General features: G+C 47.8%; 7 protein-coding genes. All 7 read left to right on the top strand.

Going from position 1 to position 12802, the window contains the following annotated elements; genetic code table 11:
- Positions 1 to 693 precede the first annotated feature (693 nt).
- The 7 genes from MKX64_RS04375 (at position 694) to MKX64_RS04345 (ending at position 12635) form a co-directional block, all read left to right on the top strand.
- Positions 694 to 1305, top strand: a complete 612-nt coding sequence (locus tag MKX64_RS04375; protein WP_216539088.1) for a hypothetical protein — start codon at positions 694 to 696, stop codon at positions 1303 to 1305.
- Positions 1306 to 1353: 48 nt separating this feature from the next.
- Positions 1354 to 2043 (top strand): response regulator transcription factor, encoded by a 690-nt coding sequence (locus MKX64_RS04370; RefSeq protein ID WP_155619135.1) that lies wholly within the window; start codon positions 1354 to 1356, stop codon positions 2041 to 2043.
- On the top strand, positions 2040 to 3209 hold the full coding sequence (locus MKX64_RS04365) for a sensor histidine kinase (RefSeq protein ID WP_155619136.1): 1170 nt from the start codon (positions 2040 to 2042) through the stop codon (positions 3207 to 3209). The genes MKX64_RS04370 and MKX64_RS04365 overlap by 4 nt, the downstream gene beginning before the upstream one ends.
- Before the next feature lie 171 nt (positions 3210 to 3380).
- On the top strand, positions 3381 to 5942 hold the full coding sequence (locus MKX64_RS04360; protein WP_341035408.1) for a LuxR C-terminal-related transcriptional regulator: 2562 nt from the start codon (positions 3381 to 3383) through the stop codon (positions 5940 to 5942).
- 177 nt (positions 5943 to 6119) lie between these two features.
- Positions 6120 to 6953: an RCC1 domain-containing protein gene (locus MKX64_RS04355; RefSeq protein ID WP_341035407.1), complete on the top strand. Its 834-nt coding sequence runs from the start codon at positions 6120 to 6122 to the stop codon at positions 6951 to 6953.
- Positions 6954 to 7022: 69 nt separating this feature from the next.
- On the top strand, positions 7023 to 9110 hold the full coding sequence (locus MKX64_RS04350; RefSeq protein ID WP_341035405.1) for a chitobiase/beta-hexosaminidase C-terminal domain-containing protein: 2088 nt from the start codon (positions 7023 to 7025) through the stop codon (positions 9108 to 9110).
- Positions 9111 to 9398: 288 nt separating this feature from the next.
- Positions 9399 to 12635: an S-layer homology domain-containing protein gene (locus tag MKX64_RS04345; RefSeq protein WP_341035404.1), complete on the top strand. Its 3237-nt coding sequence runs from the start codon at positions 9399 to 9401 to the stop codon at positions 12633 to 12635.
- The last annotated feature ends 167 nt before the right edge of the window (positions 12636 to 12802 follow it).

Genomic DNA, 12802 nt, shown 5'->3' with positions numbered 1-12802 from the left:
AAGTTGGATGATCTAACGTAAATACGACTCTCTTATTCATGATTTATAGATTATCGATTAGAAAAAAAAGAGGGTAGCCCGTTGACCTCATATTTGTGCACCGTCTGCAAAATCAGGCAGAACAATTCGGCTTTGCGGATCGCGTGACTATTCTGTTTGTAAACGAACTCCCCTAGTCCGTCGAGAACGAAAATGGGGTGGTGGTACGGGGCCGATCTGAAGACAGGAAGGTGTGCGCGTGGACAACCCGAGGCGGCTGTTTCCGTCGGTCTAACGCCCGCGGGCGCTCCGGCGTTAACAATCGGATCGGCAAGGCGAATTTGATCGTATCCCTCAACATGGGCGCACACTCGCGCGAATTTTATTTGGGCCTTGCGATCATGTACTGACTCTTCTCTATCTGCTTCCCCGCCATCTACGGCGGTGACTCTGTCAGATCGTCGTGGATTTAACGGATCGACTGCCGGTTGTCATCGGAAAAGCTACCGGTTTTACTGGCAGGTTTGGGTGGACAGTATCATGTTTGATGGGGCTCGTGACTGCCTCGATAACCGTAAGCATCGTTCTCGCCCCAGAAGTTCCTCAGCTGACTTCCTCTTTTTCTGAAATACAGCTGTCTTAACAAAAATTTAACAACAGATCAAATACACTGTGGTTAAGTAGTCGGGGAAAAGAAAAAATGAGGTGAAAAAAATGAGAATGAAACGTTTTTTAATTACGGCTGTTTTGTTGATAACCGTGTTGCCCATGACCGCATTTGCCTTGGCAAATGATGCGCTGCCAGTAACGATTCAAACGAGTGATGTTGTTTCGAAGTCAGAGGATATTTCGGGTCAGTCTTCTGGAGCTGTTACAGTAAATCAACAAGCAATTTCTCAAGTGAATGACACAAACCCAACTTCAAGTGATGTCACTGTGGACGGGCAGCCGGTACACAAAATTCAACTATCAGAGGAAAACATCATTGAATTGAATCTTGGGGATTCTGACGATGTTGGTGTACAGGCTACTTATCCGGTTAACTTCAACTTGCCGGGATCATCACTTGCCACAATAAGTGATGGGTCTGGAAACCCGTGGTATTTGACTCGGAACGAAGAGGTAACCATATCATTGACATGGCTGCCTCGGGACGCTACACTTCGAGTTGGTTTAATCGACTCGGACAATACATTTTTTTATGTGAACTTTACAGGCGGTGCCGATAGTCGAACCTTTGTAGTGAATGTCGCTGACAACTATCGAGTGGGGATTTACAATACCGATACCCATCAAGTGACAGTCACCGGAAATATCACGATCTAAACAAAAACCATTCCCCGACTACATTGTTTTATGAGAGGTGAGCAAAAGATGCGGATGCTGGTAATTGAAGATGAGCAAGATTTGGCCAATGCGATTAAAAAAGGATTGGAAATGGAAGGATTTGCGGTAGATATTGCATTAGATGGAGAAGAAGGCTGTCACCTGGCGGAAATCCATGCCTACGATATCATCATCTTGGATTTAAACTTGCCAGATAGGAATGGGTTAGACGTGCTGCAACACATACGACATCTGTCCAAACAAATCAGAGTGCTGATTCTAACAGCGCTTTCTGATACATCTTCTCGTGTGAAAGGATTGAATTTGGGAGCGGACGATTATCTTGGTAAACCATTTGATTTTGAAGAACTGAAAGCAAGAATACGCGCCTTATTGAGACGTGATCTTTTACGAGAAAGCCCGCTGCTCACCTATGGCCCTATCGAGTTGAATCCGATCACGATGACAGCAACTTGTGCTGGGCAACAGCTGACCCTTACTCGTAAGGAGTTTGCCTTATTACAGTATTTTTTATCTCATCCTGATCAAGTTATCTCTTCTGAAGAATTGGTTGAACATGTGTGGGATCAGCATGCGGACCCTTTTTCTAGTTCCGTCAGGGTACATATTACGACTTTGCGTAGTAAGATAAGATCCGTTATCCATGCAAACTTTTTGAATACAGTGCCAGGGTACGGCTATCGACTGAACAAACAAATTGAGAGGTTATCAAAATGATGAAAAGCAAGCGGCTCACATTGGCGGGAAGAATCGTGTTGTGGAACCTGGGTTTAATCATATTGACAGGCGTGTTTCTGTTGGTTTCGCTCAATGTTTTTGTTCAAATTATGCTTCCTGCTGTTCATGTGAAGCCCAATGATATGCTACTTCAACAAGATCATGAAGTGATCGTACCCACCATTGAAGTGAATCAGGTAAACGAAGAGGGGATGCTCAGATCGGATGTAAGCTTTTCATCTGAATTGATTGCATTTAAAGGACAAGTTCTCCTTTTTTCGCTGATCTGCCTGCTCATCATGATTATATTAGGTGGGGTCGGGGCGTTTTATCTCTCCAAAAGAAGTCTGTGGCCAGTGCGTTTATTGAGTGAACGGCTTATGAAAATCAATGCCAACGATTTGTCTGTGCAGCTTCCTGCTAAGGAACTGCCAAATGATGAATTGAAAGAATTAACGGAATCGTTCAATACCATGCTGAAAAAAATAGAACATGCTTTTCAGCAGCAAGAACGTTTTATGGCCAATGCCGCTCATGAATTTAGAACTCCCTTGACGATTTTGAAGACGAATCTGGACGTCTTGAGGAGTGACCCATCCGCGACTATGGAAGATTATCGGCAGCTCTCGGACATTTTTGAAAAGACGTTAAAACGAATGAATCATATGGTCAATGAACTGCTCGTTCTGGCTAAAAATAATGACCCGGATAAGGATGTGATTGAAGTGGGTTCAATGATCCGTAAAGTCGTGAGTGAATTAAACGATTTAGCTTTGGCACAGACAATTTCTATTGAAATCCACATCCATCCTGATGTTGAGATATATGGGAACGATATTTTAATCCAGAGAGCCATCAGCAATCTGGTCGAGAACGCTATTATGTACAACAAGCCACAAGGAAAAGTGATCATCACGTGTGCAAGTCAAGAAGGAGAGTGTTTCATTTCTATCATGGACACCGGAGATGGCATAGATGAAAAACACATTCCGTTTATCTTTGAACCGTTTTATAGAACTTCGGAAGGCAGAAGGAAGAATAAGGCTGGCACAGGGTTAGGTTTGTCTATAACATTATCCATTATTAAAAAGCATGGGGGAACGATTGAATATTGTCGTGAGCAAACGACGAAAGGTTTTATCGTCCGCCTTCCTGTGCTCGACTAGCGGAAAGATGTACTCCATTCTATTTCAAGTTAATAGTACCCCCAGCATTGTCGATCGAAGTGATTTGACATGCTCCGATAAGGCCCTACCTAAATAAAAGTTTTTTGGTAAAATAATAGAAAAAATGTTCATATCTCATGACGGTTGCCAAATAAGGGAGGGGGGCAAGCCATGATCATAGCCACGAAACTGCATATTCCTCGATCGCGAAGCTCGCTTGTTGTGCGTTCCCGTCTCACCCGGCGTTTGCATGAAGGGTTAGATCGCACGCTTACTTTGATCTCAGCTCCAGCCGGGTATGGCAAAACGACATTGCTCGGCGAATGGGTGATGACGCTGGAAAATCCCGTCGCCTGGGTCTCGCTCGATCAAGGGGATAATGATCGAATGCGTTTCTGGGCACATACGATTGCGGCGCTAAAACAAGCTTATCCGTCTTTTAACGAACAGGCTGTGCTTCGTCATGCCGTGGAAGATCCATCGGGAGTTTCACTGATTGCTGCGCTCATCAACGGGCTACATCGCATTTCACACACGATGGTGCTCGTATGGGATGACTTTCATCATATCGAAGAAACGTCCATCTTGCAGGGCGTCACTTATCTGCTGGAACGTTTACCACTACATGTCCATCTCTATCTTGCAAGCCGAAATTCTCCAGCGCTTCCTCTTTCCAGACTACGAGCAGAAAATAGGCTGATCTCGTTGGAGGCGAGCGATCTCCGGTTTGTGCCGGACGAAACGACTGAATTTTTTGCGAAGTGCGGTGGTATACAATTATCCAATGAAGATGTGGCGACCGTACAAAAAAAGACAGAGGGTTGGGCAGTGGCGATGCGACTGGCGGTCTTGTCAATGCACGAACATACCGATCCCGTATCTCTAATCCGGAAGATGGCGGGGACGGAACGTGATATATCGGATTACTTCTTTGATGAGGTGTTAGCCCGACAATCCGCAACGATGCAGCAATTTTTACTCTATACTTCCATTTTGGACCGGATGAAGGGCGAACTTTGTCAAGCGGTAACCGGTATAGCCGAAAGTCATGCGTATCTGCAACAATTAGACAAGGAAAGCTTGTTTCTTGTAGCTTTGGACGAGTGGCGGGAGTGGTACAGGTATCATCATTTATTCCGGCAATTTTTGACGGCGCAGTTGAAAATGCGCGAGCCGCGGCAATGGCAAACACTTCACATGACAGCGGGAAAATGGTTGGAAGAGAACGGTTATCCGCATGAAGCGGTAGATCATTACCTTGCGGCTGCCGATTATGAACATGCGCTATCATTGATAGAGGTGATGACACCGGAGCTGATGACCAATGAATGGACGACGCTTTGCAAGTGGTTAAACGCAATTCCCGACACGCTGTTATTTGCCAGACCGATGATGCTGTTGACAAAACTCGCTTCCCAGTACTTGTCCGGGCATGTCGAAGCGGCCACTGACGGGTATTGGCAAGCGGTTCGCAGGCTAGAAGAGGACACAGATCCCCTTCCTCCTGAAGAAGCCGAAACATTGCAAGCCGGACTCGCTTTTCTGGCTGCATTTCGCACGTTTTTGGATCGTGATTTTGAATATGCCGTTCAATTTTCACATGAATATGTCGAGAAGCATCCGGAAGGCGATTTCTTCATTGAGTTTGGGAGCGACGTGGATGGCTATCATCCGGTGTGGGATATCTACGTGTCGGATGACAGCCTTCGATTGGCGGAGCAGGTGTTAACGTCCTTGCTGTCGATTTGGTCTGAAACCCGAAATGTGCTTTTTGTTGCTCATCTTTATATCGACTTAGGCAAAATGCAGTACGAACGAAATCGCTTGGTCGAAGCGGAAAAGCTGATGCGCCAAGCCTATGATATTGGAAGATTGCATGATCATCGAAGCTTGGCGACCATCGCAGCGCTCTGGCTTGCCCGCATTGCCACCGTACAAGGAGACGAGGCGACGTCAAAGCACATATTACGCGAGCTAACCCAACTCACGTCCAAGACGGCGAATTCGCGTTTGTCCGGGAAAATCGCCTCGTTTCGCGCCATGCTGGGCAGGATGCATAGAGAAGAGAAACCGGTGAGACAATGGCTGAGAAAGAGCCGCTTGCGATTCCGTGATGAAATTCCGGTATCCATGATCAAGGAATACGATTTACTGGCCTCTATATTGGCGGAGCAAGGAAAAATGGAAGAAGCCGCAGCATTGACGGAGCGTCTACTCCAGCTGTCAATAGAAGAAGGACGGCAAAGCGACCGAATTCGTCTGCTCGTTCACAAGAGTATGATCCTATCCTTACAAGGAAAGATTTCGGACTCCATGGACGTACTGGAAGAAGCGCTGGCATTGGCGCGGCCGGAAGGGTATATCCGGACCTTTGTCGACGAAGGAGCATCACTTGGGCAATTGTTGGATCAATATATCCGATTGCGCCAAAATCAGCTTCGCCGCCCCAGCCATAAGGTGCCTTTATCCTATGTGAAACGGCTGCGGAGACTGATTCCGCTAGCCGAAAGGGAAGCCGGTACTCCCCATGATAGAACGTTGGCTGCTCTTACAGCCAGAGAACAAAGCGTGCTTCGGTTGATGGAAACGGGAATGTCTAATAAAGAAATCGCGCTTAAATTGAATGTTTCCCTGGCAACCGTAAAAACACATATTAACAATATCTACTGCAAATTGCAATCCAAAAATCGCTTACAAGCGTTGGAACGTGCCAGAACACTACAATTGTTCTGACCCGTTCTTTTTATTTTGTACAAATTATCTCAACCACCCTGCTCAACCTTTTTGATCTTTTGTGCCGGGCAGGGTTGATCACAATGGGATTGGAAGAATATACAATAGATGGGGTGAAGCTATGCAGAGATTAACTTGAAGGAGGATTTGTAAGAGATGAATCCATGGGGGAAAAGCATGAAACAATCATATAAAAGCAATATGGGGAACGGCTTGGTGAAGCTGTGCATCGCTTTGCTGTTCATCCAGTCGTTTCTGATCACGGTACCCTATGACAACGTGTCTGCTCAAGGGAGTTTTCATCCAGCCTTGAGTGATCGTTGGGGCGGGGTCCAGCAGATTGCAGGAGGACGGAATCATTCCTTAGCTTTAACAGCGGACGGGAAAGTGCTCGCCTGGGGGGAGAATAAAATTGACAAAACCATGGTCCCCATTGAAGTCCCCGATGAAGCGCAGTCCAATATTGTTTCGGTGAGCGCAGGAGATAATCACTCCCTGGCTCTCACAGTAAGCGGCGAGGTCATCGCCTGGGGGGGAGCAGAGGGAACCGATGTGCCGGAGGAAGCGAAGAGCGATATCGTAGCCATTGCTGCGGGACCTGCTGCCTTCCATTCGTTAGCCCTCACATCTTCGGGAGAAGTCATTGCCTGGGGGAGAAACGACCACGGACAAACGGTTGTACCTGATGCAGCGAAAAGCGGCGTTGTCGCCATCGCGGCGGGATATTGGCATTCTTTAGCGCTAAAAGAAGACGGAGATGTGATTGCGTGGGGAGATTGGGGATGGAGAAAACTCAATGTGCCTGAAGAGGTGCAGGGCAATGCAGTAGCCATTAGTGCAGGAGCTCATCATTCTTTGGCATTAACTGAATCGGGGGAGGTGTTTGCTTGGGGGAGAAACGATTTCGGAGAATCTTCTGTGCCGGAGGAAGCGAAAAGCGGGGTTGTCGCCATTGCGGCAGGGTATGTACATTCTCTTGCCTTGAAGTCTGACGGCTCTGTCATTGCCTAGGGCATTTCAGACAACACAGAATCGGACGACCACGGACAAACGGTTGTACCTGATGCAGCGAAAAGCGGCGTGATCGCGATTGCAGCGGGATTCTACCATTCGCTTGCCTTGAAAGAGGATGAGACGATCATGGCCTGGGGTGATAATCGTTCAGGTCAACTCAACATTCCAACAAGTGATCTCGAAACGATTGAGCTAACCGATCAAAGCGGTCGGGAATTGGAACTCTTGTTTGATCCTTCGAAGCAGGAATACACGGTATTAATTGACAATCATGTTACGTTGGTGAACGTGCTCGCGACACTGGAAAATGCGGAATTTGCAGCTGTGTATGTGAATGGTGAGCGACAATCCGATCCCGCTAAAGGAGTCAATATACCAGTAACCGATGAGCAAACGGTCGTTACCGTGGAAGTCGTCCCTTATTTGCAAAAAAGTAAAACGTATACGATCACGCTCTCACAAGAAGCGGAGCCAGAGCAAGTATCGAAGCCAGTCGCCAGTCCCGCGGGCGGTGCAGTCTTGGCTGGTACAACGGTGACGTTGAGCACGTATACGAACGATGCAATGATCTACTACACAACGGACGGCAGCACGCCTACTAGCAGCAGCATCGAATATACCGCGCCCATCGAAGTGACAACAGAGATGACGATTAAGGCGATTGCCGTAAAGAACGGCATGCTGGACAGTGAAGTGCTGGAGGAGCATTACACGATCTTACCTCCTGATCAAGTCGCCAAGCCGATCGCAAGTCCTGCGGGCGGTGCAGTCCTGGCTGGTACAATGGTAACATTGAGCACGACAACGGAAGGAGCAACGATCTACTACACAACGGATGGCAGTACACCGAGCCGCAGCAGTGTCGAATATACCGGACCAATCGAAGTTACTTCGGAGATAACAATCAAGGCGATCGCTGTAAAGAACGGCATGCTAGACAGCGAAGTGCTGGAGGAGCATTACACGATTGCAACGATACCTGCACCGGCGAATTTAACAGCTTCTGCGGCTGATCGTTCCGTTACATTAAAGTGGGATGCGGTCACGGGAACAGGCAGCGTGACTTATGCGGTTTACCAAGCGGAAGGCACATCAGTTCCTGTCGATCCGGCGAACTGGAAGCTCATTCAATCGAATGTGTCGGCGAATTCCTACAATGTCACGGGATTGACGAACGGAACAACGTATGTATTCGCAGTGAAGGCTGTCTCTGCAGAAGGAGCCAGCGATTTCTCTAATGTAGCGATAGCGACCCCAAGAGCACCAGGAGGTAACAGCGGTTCCGGTGGTGGCGGGGGCGGCCGTGTGTTGTCCAACAATGCGGATCTTGCGGATCTGCAAGTATGGGTGGAAGGGAAATTATTGAAACTAAGCCCTTCATTTACTTCTGGAACAACAGAATATACGGCCCGTACAGAAGGCGAACGAATTGAGATTGTGGTCAAAGAAGCTCACTCCGCGGCGAAAGTGATATGGAAGGGCAAGGTAATTACGGACAGTATTCAAGTCGATTTGGAGGAAGGCGACAATACGATTGAGCTAACGGTACAAGCGGAGAATGGCACGAAGAAAACCTATACGCTGACCATTTATCGTGAAATGCCAAAGCCAAATGAACCGGTTATTGCATTTACCGACATCGCTGGACACTGGGCGGAGGACTATATCATGCGTGCTGTAGAGAAAGGCTTTGTCAGCGGTTATCCGGACGGCACTTTTGAGCCAAACAATCCGGTTACTCGCGCCGAGTTTACTGTGATGCTGGCAGGTGCATTGAAACTGGAAGGCAACGGTTCTGAGCTAACTTTCACGGATCATGACCGGATCGGCGGATGGGCGAAGCAAGCCGTTGCGCAGGCCGTACAAGCGGGCATCGTGGATGGGTACAACGATGGCAGCTTCCGTCCAAACGCACAGATCACCCGCGTAGAAATGGCTGCGATGATCGCTCGGGCGTTACAACTACAGCTTAACGCTAACGCGTCAACCGGCTTTGCCGATGATGAAGCGATTCCGCAGTGGGCGAAAGGGGCGGTCGAAGCCATCCGCAAACTTGGCATTGTCGATGGCCGCGGCGGAAACCGTTTTGTGCCGAACGAAACGGCTACCCGTGCAGAAGCGACGGTGATGCTGCTAAGATTGTTGGATAGATGATAGAGCATCGTGCTGACAAGTATTTCCCTCATCGTCACGAAGTGAAATCAATGTCCGTCCTATATAGACTGGAAACGCACTTGTAATCTGTATGCTGCATGATGACGATCACCGGAAAGCCGTATGAGGGAAAACCTCACGTACGGTTTGATGAGGAGGGGCTGGCTCCGCCCAGCCTTTCACTCTAGCTTCAATGTTTTCAGTTTGAAATGAGTAAATCTTTTTATAATGGTTGCCAGGTTTTTAGCGTTTTCTTCATTGATACATTGATACAAAGGTGGGAAATATATGAAGATGAATAAAAAATTCAATCTGTTATTCGCTATTTTTTGTTATATGGCCATTATACTTGTCGATGGCAGCGTTGAAGCATCTGCTGCTGAGTCGTTTATACAAGGCTCTGGATATGAGCAAGGGAATTATGACCTGGAAGCGATTCAACCGACGGCGTTTAACTGGACGAGACAGTCGAGGTTTTCCGGCAGCGAAGCGTTTGATATGAAATGGTCATTTAAAACTGAAGGACGTGTACGTTCATCACCGGCGATAGCTGCAGACGGTACAATTTATGTCGGCTCAGACGACGGGCATTTGTATGCGTTGACGGCGAGTGGCGAGCAGAAATGGAAATTTGCGATCAATGGTAGTGATTTTGGCAACCCCGGCATTTATTCGTCGCCATCCATCGGAGCTGATGGGACGATCTACGTCGGGGGGGATGACAGTTATTTATATGCGATTCATCCAGACGGTACTTTGAAATGGGATTTGAAAATAGGGTCACTGGTTTTCGTGTCCCCTTCACCAGCCATCGGAGCGGACGGGACGATTTATGTCGCTACCGAGGACGGTACTTTTCATGCAATTTCCGACGATGGAGATACGGGAAGGGAAAAGTGGTCATACAAAATATCAGCATTTTGGCCGATGATTAAGTCGTCCCCGGTAATTGCAGCTGATGGTAAGATCTATGTGGGTGATTTCGAAGGTATTCTCTATGCATTTGAACCGGAGCAAGATGCGGATGATGTCAAGCCGAAATGGATCTTTGAAACTAAAACGGGTAGTGCGATCAGAGCGACACCGGCAATCGGGGATGATGGGACGATCTACTTGGGTTCAGAGGATGGTAATTTATATGTACTGGATTCGTCGGGTCAATTACAATGGAGGTTTGATGCAAAAGATCCGATCTCCAGCACTCCGGTTATCGGTTCTGACGGTACGATCTATATAAAGACTCATTCGAAACTCTATGCATTTGCGCCGCAACAAGCGGCGGATGACGTTAGCCCCAGATGGTCGGCGGAATTTGGATACGTTACTTATGCTACGCCGATTGTCGATGCCAATGGCATGCTTTATGTCGGAACTCACGACAGCAATTTGTACGCGATAGATTCAGCGGGCAATATGCGGTGGTCATTTCAGACAGGCGGTTCGATTACTTCATCAGCGGCCATCGGTGCCGATGGTACGATTTATGTGGGTTCTTACGATGGACATTTATATGCGATCGGGCAGGTTGATATAAATGCTCCGACTAACGTAACGGCAAAGGCTGGAGAAAGGTCTGTGCAGCTTGAATGGGAGGTGGTTTCTGATGCCTCCTCTTACGCAATCTATATGGCTACAGGATCAGAGCCGCCGGATACGCAGGATTTATCGAACTGGAAACCATTAAATGACGAGCCGCTTATGGACACATCATGGCTGGTTGATGAGTTAAAGGCAGGAACAAAATATTGGTTTGCTGTGCAAGCCGTTACTGAAGGGAATAGTAGAAGCCAGTTGTCAGCTCCGGTTAGCGCAACGCCGTATGCTGTGGTAAAAGCGGTGAATGATCTCAATACGCTTGAAATAAGCAAGCATATCACGAGCGATCAATTAGCGCAATATTTGCCAACCGAGGTTTCTATACAACTGGACAACGAGACGTTAGAGCCGGATGTGGGAGTCAATTGGGAAATAGTGAATTCTGATTACAATCCGGATCAATCTGGGACATATTGGATATCTGGAAGCTTGCAATTGCCCGAATATTATCTGAACCCGGATAAATTGAAGGCAAAGCTACAGGTTCGTGTTTTACCGGGGTCGAATGCCAAGTTGTCTGAGATTCGAATCAATGGTAAAATTTTAGAAAATTTCAATCCAGATCTGTTTACTTATTATTTGACGGTACCTTATTCAATGGATCGCGTGACAGTAACAGCTTCAACTTACGACTCATCGGCATCGTATGAGGTGATTGGTGGGCAAGAAGCGGTGCTCGAGATCGGTGACAATTCGATTTATATCCAAGTTATATCAGAAAATGAAAAGGAGGAGCGCACTTATTCTTTATACATTGAGCGCCAACTGCTAACGATTACGGAAATTCAAAGGCCAGATACGATATATGTGCCTTATAACACGAAGTTGCAGGATGTTTCCGTACCCGATTCGGTGTATGTTACGTTGGACGATCTTCGCACGATTGAGGTGCAAGTGAGCTGGAATGAAGTTCACCCTGAATACAATGGCAAGGTGGCTGGTCGTTATGAATTTATAGGCACCTTGCAATTGCCTGAGTGGGTGAACAATCCGCTGAATATCAAGGCGAAGGTAAGTGTGATCGTGCTGGACGAGCGTAAGCGAAGCTCCTCGTCATCACCGTCTTCCCGTACGGATCGTGTTTCCAGCGATGCCAAGCTTTCATCACTGGAAATATGGGCAAACGGTCGGATGTTAACTTTACAACCTTCGTTTGCTCCTGATGTGCATGATTACACCGTATTTACAGATGCAGAGGAAATGGTATTTATTGCTCAAGCAGCGCACGATGCGGCCGAAGTGTACGTTGATGGTGTACTTTTGTCACGCTCGGTGCCGATCAGCAAGAAGCTGACAAGTGGCAACAATGAGTTCACGTTTGTCGTTCGTGCGGAAGACGGTACCGAGAAGCGATATACGCTGACCGTGATTCGAGAGACGGCTACTCATGAATCGTCGATGCCATTTTCTGATATTGCCGGACACTGGGCGGAGGACTACATCATGCGTGCTGTAGAGAAAGGCATCGTCAGCGGTTATCCAGATGGCACATTTAAACCGAATCATCCAGTCACACGCGCCGAGTTTACTGTGATGCTGGCAGGTGCATTGAAACTGGAAGGTGACGGCTCCGCGCTAACTTTCACGGATCATGACCGGATCGGCGGATGGGCGAAGCAAGCCGTTGCGCAGGCCGTACAAGCGGGCATCGTGGATGGATACAACGATGGCAGCTTCCGGCCAAACGCACAGATCACCCGCGTAGAAATGGCGGTGATGATCGCTCGGGCGTTACAACTACAGCTTAACGCGAATGCGTCAACCGGCTTTGCCGATGATGAAACGATTCCGCAGTGGGCGAAAGGTGCGGTCGAAGCCATCCGCAAACTTGGCATTGTCGATGGCCGCGGCGGAAACCGGTTTGTGCCGAACGAAACGGCTACCCGTGCAGAAGCGACGGTGATGCTGCTAAGATTGTTGGATAGATGATAGAGCATCGTGCTGACAAGTATTTCCCTCCGATTGGGAAGCGATCAGTTCCGACGAATCCGGGGAACAACAGCAGTGCGTGAACAAGGCCATGCTTGCGATGGAAAGAATTGATCTGGAAGCCTTGGAGAAGGCGAGGAGTGGACTTTATGACGGACAATGATGTG

Source organism: Paenibacillus sp. FSL M8-0334 (assembly GCF_038000405.1).
In the GTDB taxonomy this organism is placed as follows: Bacteria; Bacillota; Bacilli; order Paenibacillales; family Paenibacillaceae; genus Paenibacillus_AQ; species Paenibacillus_AQ campinasensis.
This window is presented reverse-complemented; position numbering and strand designations above follow the sequence as displayed.

Excerpts from the sequence above, each read along its gene's own strand:
- MKX64_RS04375 (WP_216539088.1), top strand. The coding sequence starts at position 694 with ATGAGAATGAAACGTTTTTTAATTACGGCTGTTTTGTTGATAACCGTG.
- MKX64_RS04370 (WP_155619135.1), top strand. The coding sequence starts at position 1,354 with ATGCGGATGCTGGTAATTGAAGATGAGCAAGATTTGGCCAATGCGATT.
- MKX64_RS04365 (WP_155619136.1), top strand. The coding sequence starts at position 2,040 with ATGATGAAAAGCAAGCGGCTCACATTGGCGGGAAGAATCGTGTTGTGG.
- MKX64_RS04360 (WP_341035408.1), top strand. The coding sequence starts at position 3,381 with ATGATCATAGCCACGAAACTGCATATTCCTCGATCGCGAAGCTCGCTT.
- MKX64_RS04355 (WP_341035407.1), top strand. The coding sequence starts at position 6,120 with ATGAAACAATCATATAAAAGCAATATGGGGAACGGCTTGGTGAAGCTG.
- MKX64_RS04345 (WP_341035404.1), top strand. The coding sequence starts at position 9,399 with ATGAAGATGAATAAAAAATTCAATCTGTTATTCGCTATTTTTTGTTAT.